Source organism: Alkalihalobacterium sp. TH-98 (genome assembly GCF_057473385.1).
The window spans coordinates 45,258-65,528 of sequence record NZ_JBYCKM010000048.1; the positions used below are offsets into that span (position 1 = coordinate 45,258).

Genomic DNA, 20,271 nt, shown 5'->3' on the forward strand with positions numbered 1-20,271 from the left:
GGAGGGGAAGAAAATGAATTTAATATTAATGGGGCTTCCGGGTGCTGGGAAAGGTACTCAAGCAGAAAGAATTGTTGAGAACTATGGAATTCCACACATCTCTACAGGAGATATGTTCCGTGCAGCAATTAAGAATGAAACTGAACTAGGTATGAAAGCAAAGTCATTTATGGATGCAGGCGAGTTAGTACCTGATGAAGTTACTATCGGTATTGTTCGTGAGCGTTTAAGTCAAGCAGACTGCGAAAAAGGTTTTCTATTAGATGGATTTCCACGTACAGTCGCTCAGGCAGAAGCTTTAGATGAGATGCTAGCATCTCTCGAGAGAAGAATTGACTATGTTATTAATATCGAGGTTCCAGAAGAGATTCTTATGGACCGACTTACGGGAAGAAGAGTTTCACCTACATCAGGGAGAACATATCATGTTATATTCAACCCTCCAAAGGTTGAAGGAATCTGTGACGTTGACGGTAGCCAATTGATTCAAAGAGATGATGATAAACCAGAAACGGTAAAGAAACGCCTTGAAGTTAATATTAAGCAAAGTAAACCACTTCTTGATTTCTACTCAGAAAAAGGTGTACTTCGTGATATCGATGGGTTACAAGAGATTGGGCAAGTGTTTGAAAACATTGACCAACTTCTGAAAGGAATAAATGCATGATTATTTGTAAGACTGAACGTGAGATCGCCATTATGCGCGAGGCGGGTAAGATCGTTGCCCTCACACATCAGGAGCTAAAAAAGCATATCCAACCTGGTATTACTACCAAGGAATTAGATAACATTGCCGAGAAATTGATTCGTTCCTATGATGCGGTACCATCCTTTAAAGGTTACAATGGATTTACGGGTAGTATCTGTGCTTCAGTAAATGAAGAGTTGGTGCATGGTATACCAGGGAAACGTGTTCTCAAGGCTGGAGATATTATTAGTATTGATATAGGTGCTCAATACAATGGATATCATGGTGACTCTGCATGGACTTATGCTGTCGGTGAAATTACAGAAAGTGACCAGAACCTAATGGATGTAACAGAAACATCTCTATACAAAGGGTTAGAGGAAGCTAAACCAGGAGAAAGACTTTCGAATATCTCACATGCGATACAAACATATGTAGAAGCTCATGGATATTCAGTAGTAAGAGAATATGTAGGTCATGGTGTAGGTCAAAACTTACACGAAGATCCACAAATTCCACACTATGGTCCGCCAGGTAAAGGCCCTCGATTAAAACCTGGTATGGTCCTTGCCATTGAACCAATGGTCAACGCTGGAACTCGCTATGTACGAACTCTAGCAGATAATTGGACTGTAGTTACTACCGATAGAAAAAACTGTGCGCACTTTGAGCATACGATTGCTATCACAGAAACTGGGTATGAAATACTGACAAAAGTGTAATTATGAAGGTGATGGAAGATGAAAGATCCTGAATCGCTACCAGTTATTGGTCAAGTCGTTGAAGTAATAAGAGGTCGTGATCGGGAACGGTTTTGTATAGTAGTTGGTATAATAGACCATCGCTTTGTTTTGATTGCAGATGGTGATTATCGCAAATACGATAAAGCTAAGAAAAAGAATATCCAACACCTAAAAGTCATTGATTATATCTCAGATGAAGTGAAAAGTAGCATTAATGAAACTGGTCGTGTTACCAATGCCAAGCTGCGGTTTGCGATACAAAAGTTCTTAGAACAATATCATTTACTGAAGGAAGGAGAGTAAATTCATGGCGAAAGAGGATGTAATTGAAGTTGAAGGTACCGTAATTGAGCCACTACCAAATGCAATGTTCCGTGTCGAGTTAGAAAATGGTCATAAAGTATTGGCTCATGTATCAGGTAAAATTCGTATGCACTTTATCCGCATCTTACCAGGTGATAAAGTGACTGTTGAATTATCTCCATATGATTTAACGCGTGGCCGAATCACATATCGTTATAAATAATCCTTAGGTATTTGTCGGTTTAGATATAGTTTACTATGCTCAAATGAGAGCTTGATACGAGCACTCCGTAATATAAGGAGGTAAATATAATGAAGGTCAGACCATCAGTTAAGCCGATCTGCGAAAAATGTAAAGTTATTCGTAGAAAAGGTACAGTTATGGTAATTTGTGAAAACCCTAAGCATAAACAAAAACAAGGCTAATAACAAGGAGGTGCTGTAATTCATGGCACGTATATCAGGTGTTGACATTCCTCGTGACAAACGAGTAGTAGTGTCATTAACATACATCTATGGAATCGGAAGAAAACTTTCATCTGAAATCCTAGAAAAAGCTGGCGTATCTGAAGATACTCGAGTTCGTGATTTAACTGAAGATGAGTTAGGTAAAATTCGTGAAGTAATCGATGCATATCGAGTAGAGGGAGATCTTCGTCGTGAAATCTCTTTAAACATTAAGCGTCTAATCGAAATCGGTTGCTACCGTGGTATCCGTCACCGTCGTGGCTTACCAGTTCGCGGACAAAACACGAAAAACAATGCTCGTACACGTAAAGGTCCACGTCGTACAGTAGCTAATAAGAAGAAATAGTAAAGGAGGTTAGGTTAAAACATGGCTAAAAAGACTAATACACGTACAAAACGTCGTCAACGTAAAAATGTTGAAAGTGGTGTAGCACATATTAAATCAACTTTCAACAATACGATCGTTACGATTACTGATGTACATGGAAACGCAATTTCATGGGCTAGTGCTGGAAACCTAGGATTTAAAGGTTCACGTAAATCTACTCCATTTGCTGCTCAAATGGCTGCTGAAGCTGCTGGTAAAACAGCAATGGAAAACGGCATGAAAACGATCGAAGTAACTGTAAAAGGTCCTGGTGCAGGACGTGAAGCAGCTATTCGTTCTCTTCAAGCAGTAGGATTAGAAGTTAGCATGATCCGTGACGTTACGCCTGTTCCTCACAATGGTTGCCGTCCACCAAAACGTCGTAGAGTTTAATAAAAGAAATCCAATTTCTTGTATAGATTTCCTAAAAGTGTTAATAATGGTTAAGACGAGATTTTCCCTATGAAACGGTTCTTGCTTTTATTAACGATGGTAATGCGTATGGGAACTGCCTAATGGGGAATCCGGTTAGGCAATCCTTACGGGTCAACCGGAGTTCGACGTTTTGAAGGAGGGTTTGTTGAATGATTGAAATAGAAAAGCCAAATATTGAAACGATTGAAGTTAGCGAAGATGCTAAATACGGGAAGTTCGTAGTTGAGCCACTTGAACGTGGGTATGGAACAACTTTAGGGAACTCCTTACGTCGTATCCTCTTATCCTCTTTACCAGGAGCTGCCGTAACGAGTGTTCAGATTGACGGTGTTTTACATGAATTCTCAACCATTGAAGGTGTAGTAGAAGATGTGACGACTATCATTCTTAGCTTGAAGCAACTGGCTCTAAAAATCTACTCGGATGAAGAGAAGGTTTTAGAAATTGATACACAAGGTGAAGGTGTTGTTACAGCTGGTGATCTAACACATGATAGTGATGTAGACGTATTAAACCCTGATCTTCATATTGCGACTCTATCTAGTGGTGCTAGACTACATATGCGTTTAACTGCTAAACGTGGACGTGGTTATGTTCCTGCAGAAGATAATAAGTCTGAAGATCAACCAATTGGAGTAATCCCAATTGACTCGATCTACACACCAGTATCTCGAGTGAATTATCAAGTCGAAAATACACGTGTCGGTCAAATTACCAACTATGACAAACTCACTTTAGATGTATGGACTGATGGAAGCATTCGTCCTGAAGAAGCAGTAAGCTTAGGTGCAAAGATCTTAACTGAGCACTTAAACATTTTTGTCGGTCTAACAGATCAAGCACAAAATGCTGAAATTATGGTTGAAAAAGAAGAAGATCAAAAAGAAAAAGTACTTGAAATGACGATTGAAGAACTTGATCTTTCTGTTCGTTCTTACAACTGCTTAAAGCGTGCTGGAATTAATACCGTACAAGAATTAACACAAAAAACAGAAGAAGACATGATGAAAGTACGTAACCTTGGACGCAAATCTCTTGAAGAAGTTCAAGAAAAGCTTGCTGAATTAGGCTTAGGTCTTCGTAAAGAAGAGTAGGTACTAATAGGGAACGCTTAGCACTGTGCTGTTCTCTGTTTTTCTTGTGTTTTACCATAAATCGTCGTGCCTGTTTAGGCAAACATATAAGCGTTACAAAGGAGGGAAACAGACATGGCATATGCAAAATTAGGTCGTGATAGTGCTGGTCGTAAAGCATTATTCCGTGATTTAGTTACAGATTTAATTATCAACGAGAGAATTGAAACTACTGAAGCAAAAGCTAAAGAACTTCGCCCTATCATTGAGAAAATGATCACTCTTGGTAAACGTGGTGACCTTCACGCACGTCGTCAAGCAGCATCTTTCGTACGTCGTGAAGTAGCTAATCAAGAGACAGGTGAAGATGCAATTCAAAAGCTTTTCGCTGATATCGCTCCTCGTTATGAAGAGCGTCAAGGTGGATATACTCGTATTCTTAAAGTAGGTCCTCGCCGTGGTGATGGTGCACCAATGGCTATTATTGAGCTAGTTTAATTCTGATCCAACATATATATTTGACGACAAAGGGCGTGACAGGTTGTGAGCGAATAGCTCCCACTCACAGCCCTTTTTTTATATAGAGAGAACGTTAGGGTGATGTTCATGGGAGATCCAATCCAAATTAAGGACCTTACTTATAAGTATGATACTGATGGAGAAGAAGTATTAAAGAAATTATCACTGACTGTAAAAAAGGGAGAGTGGGTTGCCATCATTGGCCATAATGGCTCAGGCAAGTCAACACTGTCTCGTTTTTTAAATGGATTACTTATTCCTGAAGAGGGAGAAGTAATTATAAATGGAATGGATACTAGAGACGAAGATAAGATGTGGGAAATCCGTAAGTATGTCGGACTTGTTTTTCAAAATCCTGAAAATCAATTAGTTGGTACGACAGTCAAAGATGATATTGCTTTTGGACTTGAGAATAACGGGGTGCCAACCACGGAAATGGAAGAACGAATTCAACATAGCGCTGAAAAAGTTGGAATTGCTCACCTATTAACCGAAGAGCCGCATCGACTTTCTGGTGGACAGAAACAGCGATTAGCTATTGCTGGTATTATAGCGATTCAGCCTTCTGTTATCGTTTTAGATGAGTCGACATCCATGTTAGATCCACAAGGTCGAAAAGAAGTGATACAAACTGTTTTACATTTAAGAGAAACAGAAAACATTACGGTTATTTCTATTACACATGATATTGATGAAGCATCTCTAGCAGATCGTATTCTTGTTATGAGTGAAGGGGAGATTGTTCGTGACGGTCCTCCTGACGAAATATTAACGGATGAAGAATTTTTGAATGATCAAAGCCTCGATGTTCCATTCTCAGTGAAATTACAGCGGTACTTATTGAAAGAAGGCATCAACTTAAATCATGTGACATTGTCGATGGATGATCTTGTGGAGGAACTATGGAAATTAAAGTCGAACAGTTAGGGCATACGTACATGCAAGGAACCCCTTTTGTCAAGGAAGTTCTTAAACAAGTGTCATTTCAAGTTCCAACAGGCTCATATACGGCGATTATCGGTCACACAGGGTCTGGGAAGTCAACGTTAATTCAACATTTAAATGGGTTGCTTCGACCCACGCAAGGCCGAATTAAAATTGGAAATACTGAGATTATCGCAAACCAAAAGGCAAAAGACTTAAAGACTCTTCGCAAAAATGTCGGGCTTGTGTTTCAATATCCTGAGCATCAATTGTTTGAAGAGACGGTCGAAAAAGATATTATCTTTGGTCCTATGAATTTTGGTGTGCCAGAAAGAGCAGCGAAACAGCGTGCAAAAATGCTTATGCCGCTTGTTGGTTTATCTGAAGAATTTCTACAACGTTCTCCGTTTGAATTAAGCGGCGGACAAAAGCGCCGGGTAGCGATTGCAGGCGTACTTGCCTTAGAGCCTAAAGTACTTGTATTAGATGAGCCTACAGCTGGTTTAGACCCAAAAGGTCGACGTGAAATTATGGATATGTTTTATCGTCTGCATCAAGAAAATCAGCTCACTACGGTACTTGTTACCCATCACATGGAAGACGCTGCGTTGTATGCCGATCAGATCATTGTAATGAATCAAGGGGAAATTGTCACTAAAGGCCGCCCCGAGAAAGTGTTTTCAAATTTAAATCACTTACAAGAAATCGGATTAGACGTCCCTGAAACATTAGCTTTTATGAATAAATTGGAAAAAGTTTTTCAACAACCTATGCCTCGTGACTTGTTTACTGTTGATCAAGTCGCGCAATTTATTAAGCAGTTCATGCTTGAAAAAAGGTGACACTATGTTTCAACACATTTTAATAGGTCAGTACGTAGAAGCCAAATCAGTCTTGCATCGTCTAGATCCACGCGCAAAGCTATTAGCTGTTTTTTTACTTGTCATCATCGTTTTCTTTGCAAACGGCTGGGAATCATATGCGATGGTCGTAAGCTTTTGTTTGGCTGTCATTCTAATTTCAAAAGTCCCTATTCGTTTTATATATAAAGGTTTAAAACCTATTTTTTTACTCGTTCTTATTACACTTATTATTCATCTATTATTAAATAAAGAAGGACCACTCGTTTTTCAGTGGGGGCCGTTTAAGATCTATGAGTCAGGGATAATGCAGGGTGTTTTTATTTCTCTTCGACTTCTTATTTTAGTCATCTTTACCTCACTTTTAACGTTAACGACAAAACCGATGGACTTAACCGATGGTTTAGAAAGCATTTTATCGCCATTTAAGCGCTTTGGATTGCCTGCACATGAATTAGCATTAATGATGTCAATTTCACTTCGGTTTATTCCAACGCTTCTTCAAGAAACAGAAAAGATTGCAAAAGCTCAGATGGCTCGAGGTGTTGACTTTACAAGCGGTCCTCTTAAAGAACGGATGAAAGCTTTTATACCTCTTCTTATTCCACTGTTTATCAGCTCGTTTAAACGTGCTGAAGATTTAGCTTTGGCGATGGAAGCAAGAGGCTACCGCGGCGGTGAAGGTCGTACAAAGCTTCGACAGCTATACTGGTCATTGCTTGATACAAGTATGGTTGTCGTGGTCATTTGTTTTGGTGTTGGGTTATTCCTTTTAAGAGCATAAGGTGAGGTGATTTCATGCGACGCTATAAATGCATCATTTCATATGATGGTACGGAGTTTTCTGGATTTCAAATACAACCCCAAACGAGGACAGTTCAAGGGGAGTTAGAGAAAGCTCTCAAAAAAATTCATAAGAATGAAATCATTCAAGTGTACGGTTCCGGAAGAACAGATGCAACTGTTCACGCCGTTGGACAAGTCATTCACTTCGATACACCGCTCAATATCCCAGCAGAGAAGTGGGGGCGAGCTCTTTCTGCTAATCTGCCAAATGATATTGTCGTCCAACAAGTAGCTGAAGTAGAAGCTGATTTTCATGCGCGGTTTCATGTCATTCGTAAAGAATATCGTTATCGTGTGTTAAATCGTAAGGTACCTGATGTATTTCGACGCCACTATACGTACCATTTTCCACAGGAGCTTAATGTTCATAAGATGAGAGATGCTGCTAAAGTACTGCTAGGAACACATGATTTTACGTCTTTTTGTTCGGCTGGCTCTCCTGTTGTTGATAAAGTCCGTACCATTTATGAGCTTAATATTATACAACAAGACGATGAACTGATATTTAGCATTATTGGGAATGGCTTTCTTTATAACATGGTGCGGATTATTGTCGGAACATTATTGGAAGCAGGGACAGGAAAACGCGAAGTCGATGAAATGAAAGATCTCATTCTTGCAAAAGATCGAACAGAAGCTGGTAAAACAGCACCAGGACACGGATTATACTTATGGAAAGTGGATTATCAATGAGAAGGTATGAGTTATTGAATTTCTGTAAATAAAAGAAGTAGAAAAGAAATTTACAAAACAACTCATCCCCGTGTAACAAGTTGTTGACATTAGCTGATATATATTATAAGATGTTAGATGGTATTTCTAAATGAAACCCACTAGCCCCGGGTTGTTTAGGCTTGTTATTATAAACAATGCAATTACCATAAAATGAAACTAAAATTATGAAAGCTTTAAATAGGAGGGAAAATCATGCGTACAACATTTATGGCAAAGCCAAATGAAGTTGAACGTAAATGGTATGTAGTTGATGCAGAAGGCCAAACATTAGGTCGTCTTTCAAGTGAAGTTGCGTCTATCCTTCGTGGTAAACATAAACCAATTTTTACACCGAATGTAGATACAGGTGATCACGTAATCATCATCAACGCATCTAAAATCGTTCTTACAGGGAAAAAATTACAGGACAAAATTTACTACCGTCACACAAATCACCCAGGTGGACTTAAGCAAACGACTGCTGGCGAAATGCTTCAAAACAAGCCAGAGCGTATGTTAGAGCTTGCTATCAAAGGCATGCTTCCAAAGAACACACTTGGACGTAAACAAGGAATGAAATTACACGTTTACGCTGGTAGCGAACATAAGCACCAAGCACAAAAACCAGAAGCATATGAGCTTCGTGGTTAATTAATAAGGAGGGTATTACTTTGGCACAAGTACAATATTATGGTACAGGTCGCCGTAAGCACTCTGTTGCACGTGTTCGTTTAGTGCCAGGCGACGGTCGTATCGTTATTAATAATCGTGAATTCAATGAATACTTCGGTAACAAAGAAGTATTAAAATTAATTATTGAGCAACCATTACAAGAAACAGGAGCAGTTGGACAATACGATGTTATTGTTAACGTTACTGGTGGTGGATATACTGGACAAGCGGGAGCAATCCGTCATGGTGTTTCTCGTGCGTTATTAGAAGTAGATCCTGAATACCGTGGGTCATTAAAAGCTGCTGGTTTCTTAACTCGTGATGCTCGTATGAAAGAGCGTAAGAAATACGGTCTTAAAGCAGCACGTCGTGCACCTCAGTTCTCAAAACGTTAATATACTTACGTTTCAAGGCTCTCAAGCTATTTTGCTTGGGGGTCTTTTTTGTTTTTCAGCTTTCTAGGACAGCTACCGCTTCATACATTCCTATGATTGAATACATTGATAGTAATTTTTCAAAAAGGGGATGGTGTTAATGGCTAAAACAAAGCAGCTAGTCGTATGCTTTAAGCCTGGGACAAAAAGGTCTAGTTGTTTGAAAATGCACAAAGAGATGAAAGTGAAGCTTATTAATGAGATCAAAGAAATTGGCATACATGTCGTCACCGTACCAACCCAAGAGCTGACATCATGTCTCTCGAAATATGCTTCATCTCGGGATGTTCGGTTTGTGGAGGAGGATCACGAGATACAGCTTGAACCGATTACAAGTGCAACAGATTTTTCATCATTGGAAACAGTAGATGGTTCAGCTATTACATTGAACGATCCGTTATTGGAAAGGCAATGGGGACTAGCAAATGTCAACGCACAAGGTGCGTGGGAGCTGGCACGTATTTCTCCTGCCTCAGCAAGGGTTGCCATCTTAGATACTGGTGTAAACCGACATCACCCAGACTTGAGGGAGAAGGTCATTCATAATATGAATTTCTCAGGTTCCCCAACCGTGGAAGATGTTCATGGACATGGAACTCATATCGCTGGGATTGCTGCCGCCTCGACAAACAACGGAATTGGAATGGCAGGGATGAGCTATAATTCAGCCAGCATTATGAATATAAAAGTCTTAGGAGACACAGGCAGTGGGACACACAGCAATGTTGCCCAAGGTATTATTTACGCTGCAAGCCATGGCGCTGATGTTATCAACTTAAGTTTAGGTGCACCGGATAGAAACGAGACGCTCAGAAGTGCGGTCCAGTATGCACATAATAACGGAGTTTTACTAGTTGGAGCAGCAGGGAATAACTCCTCAAATAGCGGGCAATATCCAGCGGCATACAATCAAGTCCTTGCGGTAGCTGCCACGAATCAAAGCAATGAGCTTTCATCATTCTCCAACTATGGCTCATGGGTGGAAGTCGCTGCTCCGGGTCAAGATATTCTGTCAACCTTTCCTGGGGATTCAGGAGATTTGATTGGGTATAAGGTTCTATCAGGAACATCACAAGCAGCTGCCTTTATTAGTGGGCTAGCAGGACTAATGAAGTCGACCAATCCAGTGTTAAGTAATAGAGATATTAGATCGATCATTCAACGAGCTTCCATCCAATCCGTTTCAGGAGGAACCATTCGATATGGCAGAATAGATGCTATGAGAGCAATTCAGCTTGCGCGAAATGCTACAGGTAGTCAACGACGACAAACGAACAATCTCACACCTGTATGGTTGAATACGTCATTAGTTGAACCCTCTAACGGGACTTGGAATGATTTTTAATAGGTATTATCAAAGGGGAAAAGATTGATCTTACTAAGCATCTGGAGGAATTCAGGTGCTTTTATATTGGTAAATATGTTCCAAACATAGGTTTTAATATTTGAAAAAATTTTTATATAAATGCTTAATTAAAAAGTAAAAGGGTTTCTAATAAAGTTAGAGAAGTATGTAGAGCAGGTAATTTGACACTTCAAGACATGCGATGGGAGCCCTATGAAATGAATATAACCAAATTAGATACGTTCGATATATTAGATAAAATTACGGATGGCTTTTATGCGCTAGACTCTAACTGGAACTTTATTTACTTAAACAATGAAGCCGAGAAAATATTAAGTCGTTCAAAAGAAGAGCTGTTAGGAAAGTGTGTATGGGAGGAATTTGATGATGCTTTAGAATTACCGATCTATGCCCACTACGTTTCAGCAATGGAAGGTCAAAAATCTGTCAATTTTGATTTTTATTATCCTTCGATGAAGCAATGGTTTGACGTGCGGGCTTATCCTTCGCTTGAGGGGCTATCGGTTTATTTTCTAGACATTACTGAGTCCAAGAGAAATAATATTCAAAGGGACCAACATTATCAATCACTTTTTAAAAATAATTTAGATGCAGTTTATTCATTCGATCTGGCGGGTAGATACGTGAGTGTGAATAAGGCCTTAGAAAAATTAATAGGTTATAGCGAAGCAGAATTAGTGAATCAATCGTTTTATCCTTTTGTTGCAGATGACGATTTACAAAAAGTTATTTATTATTTCGGTGAAGCAGCTAAGGGCGTTCCGCAAACCTATAATTGCAGAGTCATCCATAAAAGTGGGAGAGTCATTCATTGTAAGGTGACAAATATTCCGATTACAGTAGAAAGTAAAATAACCGGTATGTACGGTATTTGTAAAGATATTACATTGCAAAAAGCTGCTGAGGAAAGTATTGAGAATACAGAGAAGCTGTCATTAGTAGGACAACTATCTGCCTCAATAGCGCATGAAATTAGAAATCCATTAACAACGCTAAAAGGGTTCTTACAGTTAATAAAAGCAGAAAAAGAAATAAATCCGGTTCATATTGAAATTTTACTAAGCGAAATGGATCGTATTGAATTAATTACTAGTGAATTGTTACTTTTAGCAAAGCCACAAGCTGTTGAAATAGGGGAAGAAAATTTAATTGAAACAATTAAGGATGTTGTTACATTACTTCAGTCACAAGCTCTTATGAAAAAGATTGATATTGTTTTTGAACATGACCATGTTGATGTTATTCGTTGTGTTAATAACCAAATGAAGCAAGTTTTTATTAATCTGATTAAAAATGCAATTGAAGCAATGTCTGGTGGAGGAGTAATTAAGGTATTCCTTCTCGACTTCAGCAAAGATACGGTCTTAATTGAAGTAGTTGATCAAGGGAGCGGAATTTCAAAAGAGTTAGCTCCTAATATCGGATTGCCTTTTTATTCAACAAAAGAAAAAGGTACAGGATTAGGGATGGTAACTACATACAAGATTATTAATGATCATGGTGGTAAGATTGAATTTGAAAGTACGTCAGGTGAAGGAACAACCTTTCGAATTTATTTACCGAAGAAATTGAAAAAGTGAATTTAAAGGTCTGATGTATGTATTTTTAATTACAACTGTTCATTGGGTCCATGCCTATTAGTCATGGATCTTTTTTGATACTACTGGATGAAATTGCGTTAGGAGGACGTAAAATTCAATTGATAAACTCAAAATTCTATAGTAGTGTAAGGGGAATAGAATAATTAAGGGTAGCGTTTGCGCTCAGAGTTAAATTGGAAATATTAGATTTCTGATTTTTTTATAGTCATTTTGTGCAATCGTTTTCACAAATCCTATTAAATATAAAAAGGAGTGGAAGATATGGGGAAGAAAAAAATTTACCAAAAGAATGCTACTATTTTTGTCTTATGTATATTTGTCTTAAGTATGTTTACAAGTTATCTGCCTGCTACATTAGTATTAGCAGAAGAAACAATGACGGGCTCTACAACAAATGTAACCAAGTTATTTAGTTCTAAATTTGAAAGCGCTTTAGAGATTACGAATGACACTGGAGAGCGCCTGATTTATTTTGTTTATGAAAGAGAAGATCAGCAGTACGATGGTTGGAACATCTGGGTTTGGGATACAGAATATAAGGATGATCAAATCGATTTTACTGAATATAAGGATGGCAAAGCAATTGCTACAATCGCAATAGGTCCTGATACAGAACGTGTTGGATTTGTTCTTCGTGATACAGATGATTGGGATACAGCAACAAAGGATGTTGAACAGGATCGATTTATTGATGTAAATAAACATGATCACATCACAAAAGTTTTTGTAACGAGTGGGGAAATAGCTTTTGAAACGGTTACTGATACGGATGGACCTTCTTCTAATGGAGAAACGAACGTTGAAGTTGAGTTAGGAATAGAAGGGTCAACATATCCAGAAGTCATTAACTATAATCAAAATGCTGTGTTAACTTTATCGATTGAGAGTAAAGAAGAAGTAGCCCTACTTGAAATCTTTGTTGATTTAAGTGAAGTAGGTGGAAAGGAAAAAGTTGCGATTGATACTGATCTTAAAGAGGTTTCATTTGCTGTTAATCAGTCTATAACCGCAGGTGTTAAATCGTTGCCGGTTACTGTCATTGACCAATACGGAAACCGACATACAGATGAAGTAACAATTGAAATTACAGCAAGGACGTTCATGGGTGAAGCAGACTTTGATTGGGATGAAGCTAGAATTTACTTTTTATTAACGGATCGCTTTTTCGATGGAGACCGATCTAATAATGATCCTTATGGTATTGGTTATAATACAGAACAACGTGGAACTTATCAAGGGGGAGACTTTAAGGGAATAACGAGCAAGCTCGATTATTTATATGATTTAGGTATTAACACCATTTGGATTAGTCCAATTGTTGAAAATATTAGATATAATGTTCGACATGATTATCCAGATACACCTTATTATGGGTACCACGGGTATTGGGCAAGTAATTTTGAAGAACTAAACCCACACTTTGGGACAATGGACGACTTCCATGAATTAATTGACGAAGCACATGATCGTGGAATGAAAATTATGATTGATGTCGTTTTAAATCATACAGGCTATGGGTTAAAAGAAGCGGATGCGGTGTATGAAGACAAAATTCCTTTCTTCCCGACAGCTGAAGAAAGAGAGCGTTTTGCAGGAATGCTTCGTGACGGTGGAACAGGTACAGTTCGAGGTGAACTAGCAGGCTTACCAGACTTCTTAACGGAAGATCCTGCAGTTCGTGAACAAATTATTCAATGGCAAGTGGATTGGATTGAAAAATCAAGAACGCCTAATGGAAATACCATCGACTACTTCCGAGTGGATACCGTGAAACACGTTGAAGGTACGACTTGGATGGCTTTCAAAAATGAGTTAACAAAGGTTATGCCTAAGTTTAAATTAATTGGTGAGTCTTGGGGAGCAGGTACTAATGATGACCACGGTTATCTTAACGTAGGAATGATGGACTCATTACTTGATTTTGATTTTAAAAACGAGGCACGTAATTTCGTGAACGGACACATCAAAAGTGTTCAAGAAAACTTAGAGGTAAGAAATGTACAGTTGAGTAATGGGGCAACGTTAGGTCAATTTTTAGGAAGTCATGATGAAGCAGGATTTCTAGAGCTAGTTCGTCAGGATATCGGCAAATTGAAAGTCGGTGCGGCATTACAAATTACAGCTAAAGGTCAACCAGTTATTTACTACGGTGAGGAGCTTGGCTTATCAGGTTTAGATAACTACCCATACTATGATAATCGCTATGATATGGCATGGGAAGATATAGACGATAATAAAGTATTAATGCACTATAAAAAGCTCTTAAATATCCGAAAAGATTATTCTACTATATTCTCTAAAGGTATACGGGCACAAGTAGCAGGAAGTGATGAAGAAGGTTTTAGTATTTTTGCTCGATCGTTTAATGACCAATCCATTTTAGTCGGCTTAAATACGAATGATGAAGTGAGTGAGGTTTCATTCGAAGTACCTTTTACTGGTAACGCTTTGGACTTGTATTCAAATGAAGTGTATGAAGTCATCGGAAATGAAGTAACGGTACAACTTCCAAGTCGAAGTGATGGCGGTACAGTTATTTTAGTGGAAAGTAGAGATGGGTTAGAAGGAGTTGAATCTCCGGTTACACCTAACGAAAATGATCATGTGCCAGCGATTGTGAGTTATTTGTATTGGATGTTTATCGTTCTATTAGTGGTAATAGCGGTTGGAGCAGCTTATCTCGCTCAAAAAAGAAAATAAACTTTAGCGTTTGTCACTAAATTGGATAAATTCAACGGTATTTCCATCGCATGAGGAATATTGAATCTCTTGATACTAATGAAAAAGGTATTGAGGAGAGGTTCTAATGACAGTAATCACAACATTCTCAGAAAAACAACGTGAGAAGCGGTGGAAGTTTGAGCGTAAAGTATTAAGACAGTTATCTTTAAATGATCTTAAGAAAGATGCCCAGCAACATTTTGAACCTTTGTTTCCATTCCATTTCCAATATGAGCCGTTTTTAATTGATCCGATTATTGATGCAGCGATTGATTCATTTTTAATTGGTGCTGAATTTAGTCGATTCGGGTATTATGGTGAAGCTTTGCGAGATGTAAGGTTTCGCTGTGAAGATGAGCTTAAAGATATTTATACACAACTATTTTATATACTTGAAGCTTGGTACACCTATCGAGATATTGGGTTAGATTCATTATATTTAGCGGTAGAGCAATTTGTAGAAAAGTGGTGGGAAAAAGGTTTTACAGAAGGAACAAAACGTTATCGAATGCGTCTCCATTAATCTAGACAAGTTTCTGTTCATATTTTCCTCCTTGTCCCAATATAAATAAAGGGAAGAGGACGTAGGAGGGACTGGGAATGAAAAAGTGGATTAAAGGGGGCGGATTCGCTCTAGCGGTTGTTGGATTACTTTTTATTGTGCAATACCAATTTATTAGTGATGACTCATGGTCAACTTGGCAACTTCCCTTATCTGGCAAGGTAATCATACTTGACCCGGGACATGGCGGACCAGACGGCGGGGCAGTATCCAAAAGCGGCTTACTTGAAAAAGATGTGACCTTAGAAATTGCACTCGATCTTAGAGATTATTTACAAGAAGCAGGCGCACTCGTTTTAATGACTCGAGAAGAGGATAGAGACCTAGCAGATTCAGATATAAAAAAGATACGTCACCGTAAAGTCCAAGATTTAAAACGAAGAGTAGAGTTAATTAATGGTTCCGATGGAGATATGTTTGTCAGTATTCATTTAAACGCGATACCTTCGCCGAAATGGAAAGGGGCACAAACGTTCTACAATCGAACAATAGAAGAAAATGAATATATTGCAAAATTTGTTCAAGATGAAATTCGCAGAAATTTGGAGAATACACATCGAGTGGCAAAGCCGATTGGAAATGTGTATCTCATTAAGCAAGCTCAAATTCCGGGTGTTCTTGTTGAAGTAGGTTTTCTCTCTAACCCAGAAGAAGCAAGGTTACTGGAGAAAGAGAAATATCAACAAAAAGTTGCTGCTTCCATCTATCAAGGGATACTCAGATATTATTCAGAAGAACCGGTACCTGCTTCCTGATCTGACTAAGCGTAATCAACGTATTCCTCAGGCGAGTTATGCTATACTAAATATATCTACATACAAAGGATGGTGTACTCGTTGTTAACAGAAGAAAAAGTATTAAGTACATTAAAAACAGTAATGGATCCTTTTTTAAATAAGTCCATTGTTGAGGTCGATTCCATTCGTGAAATCAAAATTAAAGATAATCATGTAAGTTTAAAAATTGCCATCGCTAAAACTGGAACGGCTGAACAAATGCAGCTTCAACAACAAATGGTCAATGTATTGAAATCCGCTGGAGCTGAGTCAGTGGGGCTCCGCTTTGAAAACTTAACAGAACAAGAATTACAACAACGAGGTGGAGTTGCACAAAAACAATCTCCTTCTCTGCTAACATCTAAAAACACTACTTTTATAGCGGTAACCAGTGGTAAAGGTGGGGTTGGTAAATCAACGGTTTCAGTCAACTTAGCGACCACTTTAGCACGGCTAGGTAAAAAAGTTGGTATTATTGATGCTGATATTTACGGCTTTAGTGTTCCAGACATGATGGGAGTTGAAGAACGTCCTAAGGTTATCGCAGAACGTATTTATCCTGTTGAACGTTTTGGGGTAAAAGTGATTTCTATGGGCTTCTTTGTTGAAGATAATGCTCCTGTTATTTGGAGAGGACCTATGTTAGGAAAAATGCTTAACAATTTCTTTAGTGAAGTAGAATGGGGCGAGTTAGATTATTTAATTTTAGACTTACCTCCTGGTACTGGAGATGTTGCTTTAGATGTTCACACGATGCTTCCACTTTCAAAAGAAATTATCGTTACGACACCTCATGCTACCGCTGCATTTGTTGCTGCGCGTGCAGGGGCAATGGCGATTAAAACAAATCATGAAATTATCGGTGTAGTTGAGAATATGTCATACTTTGAAAGTAAAGTAACTGGTGAAAAAGAATATGTATTTGGAACTGGTGGCGGTGAGCGTCTAGCTGAAGAGTTAAAGACGGAAGTATTAGGTCAAATCCCATTAGGACAACCAGAGATTAATAAAAATGATTTTGCTCCTTCCATCTATGATGAAAACCATCCGATTGGAAAAATCTACACTGATATTGCCAAACGTGTGATTGATAAAGTAGAAAGATAATACGAGCTTGTAACAAATAACATAAGTAACTCAATAATAAAAGCAGTCCCTAATTTCCGGGACTGCTCTTTTTTTCTTTAAAATACTTCGCTGGGTCTTTGATTGAATACGTATCTCCATTAAGTGAAAAAGAAGAAGGCTGGTTAATTGGTTGTCGTTTAGCGTTTGTCACCACTATACTCCTATTATTCAGGTTAAGAGCCTTCCCCACCTTCATCTTCTTCCTCTTGTGCTTGTTTTTCTTGCTTTTCGGCTTCTTGTTGTAATTGTTCTGCTGTCACTTTACCTAAAATTTGATTGACCTTCGCAACAAAGAAGGGACTTTCAAAGGCTTCAGCCATAACTGTCATAACCTGTTGTCTGTATTCTCTTGTTTTCATTAAATCCAATGCTGCTTTTTCCATTTCCGGATCTTTAAGAATATCCATCATCATTGCTTGATACTCGGGGTCTTTCATTAAGCTTTTAAGCATTTCTTCGGTTTCTTTCTTTAAACTTTCAGCTAATGCTTGAGCAAATTCAGGATCTTGCATCGTATCTTCCCAGAATGCTCTTGCTTCTTCTGAAGTTAACGTACTTTGAATCGTTTCCTTTACAAAAGCTTGTTCCATAATGAGGTTTTGTTGAACTTCCTCATCAGTTATTGCTTCTGATATAGCCTTTTTTCCTTCCTCGGTCTGTAACATGTCGACCATCATTTTCTTTGTACTTTCGTAGTCAGGTTGAGCAGCTTGACTATTGCCTTCTGCTGGTGCGCACCCTGAAACGATCCATACAAAAATTGCTGGAATTAGGATGAGTTTGTAAAATCGCCCCATAAATCTCTTCCTTTCGATCATTTTGTCATTAATATGCAATATTTCTACAAATTTTATGCATATCTTAAAGGGATAACCTAGATTTTTTACAATGTCATTGGTACAATCAATAAAGCAGAATAGAAGATGGAGGAGCGTTCATCGTGAATAGCCGTAAAGTTGTTTATTTGTTTTTTACATCACTATTAATAGGAAGTATTAGTGGTGCAATAGTAGGACTTGCCCTCGAATGGTCGGTGTATACAGCAGAAGGGGCAATGAATTTTCTCTTTGGTTTAATCTGGTTGTTAGGAATAAGTGCTGCCTTTAGTATAATCAGTCAAATGGGCTTCTTTGCTTATTTAACCGTTCATCGACTAGGGTTAGGTTTATTTAAAACAGCAAAACTGTGGAACAAAGTTCAAGTTGTCGTAATTGCTTTTGTAATTTTTGATTTAATATATCTTCGTTACCTTGCATTTGCACAAGAAGGTGAAACGGTATTTCATTATGTTTTAATGCCAGTACTACTTCTCATATACGGTCTTATTGTTGCTTATTTCAAAGCTAAAGATACAAATCAAGGGGCATTTATTCCAGCTTTATTTTTTATTGTCGTAGTGACAACAATTGAATGGGTTCCTGCGTTAACTGTTAATGATCCTAAATGGTTATGGATTTACTTTGCACCGTTATTAGCAGCGAATACATGGCAATTATTAATTTTACATCGTTTAACAGGAAATCAAGCTAAATAGAAAAAAGAACAGTTGGATGCATCCAACTGTTCTTTTTTCTATTTAATTTCTTCACTTTTAGTAGTCGTACTTGCTATTAATTCACTAACCGTTACAAACTTATAACCTTTACCCTTTAAGCGGTCAATAATGATAGGCAGGGCTTTATGCGTTTGTTTGGCAGAGTCAGATGCATGGAGAAGAATGACATCTCCTTTGCCTGCTGCGTCTAATGTTTGTTCGACAATTTTATCAACACCAGGGTTTTGCCAATCATAAGAATTAACGCTCCAATGGGCAATAGAATAATCAAGTTTATCAGCTATTGATAAGACTCGTTTATCAAATTGACCATGTGGCGGTCTAAGTAGAGCTGGTTTTTTGCTTGTAAGTTCGCTTAGGACTTGACCGCCGCGACGAATATCTTTTTTAATTTTCTCGTCATCCCACGAAGGATATTTTTCGTATTGGTAGCCATGGTTTCCTATTTCATGACCATCTTCAACAATACGTTCTACGATTTCAGGATGGCGTTCAGCCCACGAACCGGAAAGGAAAAATGTAGCTTGAACATCTTTATCTTTCAGGATATCAAGGATGGGTATCGCTCGTTGGTCACCCCAACTGATATTAAAAGATAAGGACAATACTTTCTCATCTGTCTTCGCTTTGTAAAAAGCTTGAGGTCCATCTGAGGTGGAAAAGACCATGATTTCATTTCGTTCTACAAATAAAATTCCGGCGGTAAAAAAGGCAGCAACAATAATAATAGATAATTGCTTTAACTTCTTTCCGTTTAACACGAAAAAGAACTTCATCAAACCCCTCCCTGTCCAATTACTCTAAAATAATACTATGCAATTAGGGACAAGATATGAATAAAATTCCTGTTTTTAGAAAACAATTTTAAAACAGTCCTATACTAATTGGCAGAGGTGGAGAAAGATGCTTGGATTTTTATTAAACATGAAAGAAGTGCAAGAAGTAGAATATTTACTAAAGAGAGAGATGGAGGAGTTACTTCTTGACTTAACAGATCCAAGAATAGATAACGTCGTAAAAAAAGCGATGGAAGAGAAGTATCAAATCATTTTTGGAATCTACCGCCGAGTGGCGTCACCTAAAGAATGTACAAAATATATAAGAACACCCCAGTATAAACACCTTAACTAATAATAGTAGCTACCTCGTGGGTCTAACTTTTTTCAATCATTTAATAAAGTAACACGGGGTAGAAATTTTTTTGAAAAATATTGACGAATAAAAATGGACATGCTATAGTATTCCTTACGCACTGATGCAATGAATTACTTCGATTTAAACTTTCGAAAAAAATGTTTGACTTCGAGATTGCGGTGTGGTATGATTTAAAAGCCGCCATTGAGGCGGTAATAAAAAAGTTCTTTGAAAACTGAACAAAAAGCCAAGCGAAATAAATGAGATACATGATATCTCGTCAATGTTTAAAAACGTCACGTTTGTGACAATGAGCTATATCAAACACTTTTATGGAGAGTTTGATCCTGGCTCAGGACGAACGCTGGCGGCGTGCCTAATA

The 20,271-nt window shown here is 38.1% G+C and carries 26 protein-coding genes; 23 read left to right on the plus strand and 3 right to left on the minus strand.

Going from position 1 to position 20,271, the window contains the following annotated elements; all coding sequences use genetic code 11:
• Nucleotides 1-13: 13 nt before the first annotated feature.
• From AC2VNP_RS19905 to AC2VNP_RS20005, 21 genes are all read left to right on the plus strand, one after another.
• Complete coding sequence (locus AC2VNP_RS19905) at nt 14-667, plus strand: adenylate kinase (protein ID WP_486918998.1); 654 nt, start codon at nt 14-16, stop codon at nt 665-667.
• A complete protein-coding gene (gene map / locus AC2VNP_RS19910; protein WP_275120372.1) occupies nt 664-1,410 on the plus strand; it encodes a type I methionyl aminopeptidase in 747 nt (248 codons plus the stop codon). Before AC2VNP_RS19905 ends, map begins: the two co-directional genes overlap by 4 nt.
• A gap of 18 nt (nt 1,411-1,428) precedes the next feature.
• Nucleotides 1,429-1,734 (plus strand): KOW motif-containing protein, encoded by a 306-nt coding sequence (locus AC2VNP_RS19915; RefSeq protein WP_486918999.1) that lies wholly within the window; start codon nt 1,429-1,431, stop codon nt 1,732-1,734.
• A 4-nt stretch (nt 1,735-1,738) separates the two neighbouring features.
• Nucleotides 1,739-1,957, plus strand: coding sequence for a translation initiation factor IF-1 (gene infA, locus AC2VNP_RS19920; RefSeq protein ID WP_003322635.1), 219 nt, complete (start codon nt 1,739-1,741; stop codon nt 1,955-1,957).
• A gap of 89 nt (nt 1,958-2,046) precedes the next feature.
• Nucleotides 2,047-2,160: a 50S ribosomal protein L36 gene (gene rpmJ, locus AC2VNP_RS19925; RefSeq protein ID WP_003322638.1), complete on the plus strand. Its 114-nt coding sequence runs from the start codon at nt 2,047-2,049 to the stop codon at nt 2,158-2,160.
• Between the two features lie 22 nt (nt 2,161-2,182).
• A complete protein-coding gene (gene rpsM, locus AC2VNP_RS19930; RefSeq protein WP_275120374.1) occupies nt 2,183-2,548 on the plus strand; it encodes a 30S ribosomal protein S13 in 366 nt (121 codons plus the stop codon).
• A gap of 21 nt (nt 2,549-2,569) precedes the next feature.
• Complete coding sequence (gene rpsK / locus AC2VNP_RS19935; RefSeq protein WP_075388570.1) at nt 2,570-2,962, plus strand: 30S ribosomal protein S11; 393 nt, start codon at nt 2,570-2,572, stop codon at nt 2,960-2,962.
• Nucleotides 2,963-3,153: 191 nt separating this feature from the next.
• On the plus strand, nt 3,154-4,098 hold the full coding sequence (locus tag AC2VNP_RS19940) for a DNA-directed RNA polymerase subunit alpha (RefSeq protein WP_486919000.1): 945 nt from the start codon (nt 3,154-3,156) through the stop codon (nt 4,096-4,098).
• A gap of 114 nt (nt 4,099-4,212) precedes the next feature.
• Nucleotides 4,213-4,575 (plus strand): 50S ribosomal protein L17, encoded by a 363-nt coding sequence (gene rplQ, locus AC2VNP_RS19945; protein ID WP_275120377.1) that lies wholly within the window; start codon nt 4,213-4,215, stop codon nt 4,573-4,575.
• Between the two features lie 108 nt (nt 4,576-4,683).
• Nucleotides 4,684-5,523 carry an energy-coupling factor transporter ATPase gene (locus AC2VNP_RS19950; RefSeq protein WP_486919001.1) on the plus strand — a complete coding sequence of 280 codons (840 nt, stop codon included), beginning with the start codon at nt 4,684-4,686 and terminating at the stop codon, nt 5,521-5,523.
• On the plus strand, nt 5,499-6,362 hold the full coding sequence (locus tag AC2VNP_RS19955) for an energy-coupling factor ABC transporter ATP-binding protein (RefSeq protein ID WP_486919002.1): 864 nt from the start codon (nt 5,499-5,501) through the stop codon (nt 6,360-6,362). The genes AC2VNP_RS19950 and AC2VNP_RS19955 overlap by 25 nt, the downstream gene beginning before the upstream one ends.
• A gap of 4 nt (nt 6,363-6,366) precedes the next feature.
• Entirely contained in the window at nt 6,367-7,164 is a 798-nt protein-coding gene (locus AC2VNP_RS19960; protein ID WP_486919003.1) for an energy-coupling factor transporter transmembrane component T family protein, read from the plus strand.
• A 14-nt stretch (nt 7,165-7,178) separates the two neighbouring features.
• Complete coding sequence (gene truA / locus AC2VNP_RS19965) at nt 7,179-7,919, plus strand: tRNA pseudouridine(38-40) synthase TruA (RefSeq protein WP_486919004.1); 741 nt, start codon at nt 7,179-7,181, stop codon at nt 7,917-7,919.
• Between the two features lie 234 nt (nt 7,920-8,153).
• Complete coding sequence (gene rplM, locus AC2VNP_RS19970) at nt 8,154-8,591, plus strand: 50S ribosomal protein L13 (RefSeq protein WP_486919005.1); 438 nt, start codon at nt 8,154-8,156, stop codon at nt 8,589-8,591.
• 20 nt (nt 8,592-8,611) lie between these two features.
• On the plus strand, nt 8,612-9,007 hold the full coding sequence (gene rpsI, locus AC2VNP_RS19975; protein ID WP_275120383.1) for a 30S ribosomal protein S9: 396 nt from the start codon (nt 8,612-8,614) through the stop codon (nt 9,005-9,007).
• A 139-nt stretch (nt 9,008-9,146) separates the two neighbouring features.
• A complete protein-coding gene (locus AC2VNP_RS19980) occupies nt 9,147-10,391 on the plus strand; it encodes a S8 family peptidase (protein WP_486919006.1) in 1,245 nt (414 codons plus the stop codon).
• Nucleotides 10,392-10,609: 218 nt separating this feature from the next.
• Nucleotides 10,610-11,992: a PAS domain S-box protein gene (locus tag AC2VNP_RS19985; RefSeq protein ID WP_486919007.1), complete on the plus strand. Its 1,383-nt coding sequence runs from the start codon at nt 10,610-10,612 to the stop codon at nt 11,990-11,992.
• Between the two features lie 282 nt (nt 11,993-12,274).
• Entirely contained in the window at nt 12,275-14,713 is a 2,439-nt protein-coding gene (locus AC2VNP_RS19990; protein ID WP_486919008.1) for an alpha-amylase family glycosyl hydrolase, read from the plus strand.
• Between the two features lie 106 nt (nt 14,714-14,819).
• Nucleotides 14,820-15,257 carry a DUF2521 family protein gene (locus AC2VNP_RS19995; protein WP_486919009.1) on the plus strand — a complete coding sequence of 146 codons (438 nt, stop codon included), beginning with the start codon at nt 14,820-14,822 and terminating at the stop codon, nt 15,255-15,257.
• Between the two features lie 77 nt (nt 15,258-15,334).
• Nucleotides 15,335-16,051 carry an N-acetylmuramoyl-L-alanine amidase CwlD gene (gene cwlD / locus AC2VNP_RS20000; RefSeq protein WP_486919010.1) on the plus strand — a complete coding sequence of 239 codons (717 nt, stop codon included), beginning with the start codon at nt 15,335-15,337 and terminating at the stop codon, nt 16,049-16,051.
• 81 nt (nt 16,052-16,132) lie between these two features.
• Entirely contained in the window at nt 16,133-17,179 is a 1,047-nt protein-coding gene (locus AC2VNP_RS20005) for an Mrp/NBP35 family ATP-binding protein (RefSeq protein ID WP_486919011.1), read from the plus strand.
• A gap of 49 nt (nt 17,180-17,228) precedes the next feature.
• Here AC2VNP_RS20005 and AC2VNP_RS20010 read toward each other — a convergent pair whose 3' ends face one another.
• Both AC2VNP_RS20010 and gerD read right to left on the minus strand, forming a co-directional pair.
• Nucleotides 17,229-17,351 (minus strand): hypothetical protein, encoded by a 123-nt coding sequence (locus AC2VNP_RS20010; RefSeq protein WP_486919012.1) that lies wholly within the window; start codon nt 17,349-17,351, stop codon nt 17,229-17,231.
• A 22-nt stretch (nt 17,352-17,373) separates the two neighbouring features.
• Nucleotides 17,374-17,997, minus strand: coding sequence for a spore germination lipoprotein GerD (gene gerD, locus AC2VNP_RS20015; protein WP_486919013.1), 624 nt, complete (start codon nt 17,995-17,997; stop codon nt 17,374-17,376).
• Between the two features lie 143 nt (nt 17,998-18,140).
• On the opposite strand from gerD, the gene AC2VNP_RS20020 reads away from it, so the two are divergent.
• On the plus strand, nt 18,141-18,734 hold the full coding sequence (locus AC2VNP_RS20020) for a KinB-signaling pathway activation protein (protein WP_486919014.1): 594 nt from the start codon (nt 18,141-18,143) through the stop codon (nt 18,732-18,734).
• A gap of 38 nt (nt 18,735-18,772) precedes the next feature.
• On the opposite strand, the gene pdaB is transcribed toward AC2VNP_RS20020, so the two are convergent.
• Entirely contained in the window at nt 18,773-19,531 is a 759-nt protein-coding gene (pdaB, locus tag AC2VNP_RS20025) for a polysaccharide deacetylase family sporulation protein PdaB (RefSeq protein WP_486919015.1), read from the minus strand.
• A 127-nt stretch (nt 19,532-19,658) separates the two neighbouring features.
• Here pdaB and AC2VNP_RS20030 point away from each other — a divergent pair, with 127 nt between their 5' ends.
• Nucleotides 19,659-19,886, plus strand: a complete 228-nt coding sequence (locus AC2VNP_RS20030; protein WP_418201212.1) for a hypothetical protein — start codon at nt 19,659-19,661, stop codon at nt 19,884-19,886.
• Nucleotides 19,887-20,271: the final 385 nt, after the last annotated feature.

What these genes read in the sequence shown, in the direction of transcription:
- map (WP_275120372.1), top strand. Translation starts at nt 664, where the DNA reads ATGATTATTTGTAAGACTGAACGTGAGATCGCCATTATGCGCGAGGCG.
- rplM (WP_486919005.1), top strand. Translation starts at nt 8,154, where the DNA reads ATGCGTACAACATTTATGGCAAAGCCAAATGAAGTTGAACGTAAATGG.
- AC2VNP_RS19915 (WP_486918999.1), top strand. Translation starts at nt 1,429, where the DNA reads ATGAAAGATCCTGAATCGCTACCAGTTATTGGTCAAGTCGTTGAAGTA.
- AC2VNP_RS19940 (WP_486919000.1), top strand. Translation starts at nt 3,154, where the DNA reads ATGATTGAAATAGAAAAGCCAAATATTGAAACGATTGAAGTTAGCGAA.
- AC2VNP_RS19985 (WP_486919007.1), top strand. Translation starts at nt 10,610, where the DNA reads ATGAATATAACCAAATTAGATACGTTCGATATATTAGATAAAATTACG.
- AC2VNP_RS19995 (WP_486919009.1), top strand. Translation starts at nt 14,820, where the DNA reads ATGACAGTAATCACAACATTCTCAGAAAAACAACGTGAGAAGCGGTGG.
- AC2VNP_RS19950 (WP_486919001.1), top strand. Translation starts at nt 4,684, where the DNA reads ATGGGAGATCCAATCCAAATTAAGGACCTTACTTATAAGTATGATACT.
- AC2VNP_RS19980 (WP_486919006.1), top strand. Translation starts at nt 9,147, where the DNA reads ATGGCTAAAACAAAGCAGCTAGTCGTATGCTTTAAGCCTGGGACAAAA.
- rpmJ (WP_003322638.1), top strand. Translation starts at nt 2,047, where the DNA reads ATGAAGGTCAGACCATCAGTTAAGCCGATCTGCGAAAAATGTAAAGTT.
- AC2VNP_RS19990 (WP_486919008.1), top strand. Translation starts at nt 12,275, where the DNA reads ATGGGGAAGAAAAAAATTTACCAAAAGAATGCTACTATTTTTGTCTTA.
- rpsM (WP_275120374.1), top strand. Translation starts at nt 2,183, where the DNA reads ATGGCACGTATATCAGGTGTTGACATTCCTCGTGACAAACGAGTAGTA.
- AC2VNP_RS19905 (WP_486918998.1), top strand. Translation starts at nt 14, where the DNA reads ATGAATTTAATATTAATGGGGCTTCCGGGTGCTGGGAAAGGTACTCAA.
- infA (WP_003322635.1), top strand. Translation starts at nt 1,739, where the DNA reads ATGGCGAAAGAGGATGTAATTGAAGTTGAAGGTACCGTAATTGAGCCA.
- AC2VNP_RS19955 (WP_486919002.1), top strand. Translation starts at nt 5,499, where the DNA reads ATGGAAATTAAAGTCGAACAGTTAGGGCATACGTACATGCAAGGAACC.
- rplQ (WP_275120377.1), top strand. Translation starts at nt 4,213, where the DNA reads ATGGCATATGCAAAATTAGGTCGTGATAGTGCTGGTCGTAAAGCATTA.
- gerD (WP_486919013.1), bottom strand. Translation starts at nt 17,997, where the DNA reads ATGGGGCGATTTTACAAACTCATCCTAATTCCAGCAATTTTTGTATGG.
- rpsK (WP_075388570.1), top strand. Translation starts at nt 2,570, where the DNA reads ATGGCTAAAAAGACTAATACACGTACAAAACGTCGTCAACGTAAAAAT.
- truA (WP_486919004.1), top strand. Translation starts at nt 7,179, where the DNA reads ATGCGACGCTATAAATGCATCATTTCATATGATGGTACGGAGTTTTCT.
- AC2VNP_RS20030 (WP_418201212.1), top strand. Translation starts at nt 19,659, where the DNA reads ATGCTTGGATTTTTATTAAACATGAAAGAAGTGCAAGAAGTAGAATAT.
- cwlD (WP_486919010.1), top strand. Translation starts at nt 15,335, where the DNA reads ATGAAAAAGTGGATTAAAGGGGGCGGATTCGCTCTAGCGGTTGTTGGA.
- pdaB (WP_486919015.1), bottom strand. Translation starts at nt 19,531, where the DNA reads ATGAAGTTCTTTTTCGTGTTAAACGGAAAGAAGTTAAAGCAATTATCT.
- AC2VNP_RS19960 (WP_486919003.1), top strand. Translation starts at nt 6,367, where the DNA reads ATGTTTCAACACATTTTAATAGGTCAGTACGTAGAAGCCAAATCAGTC.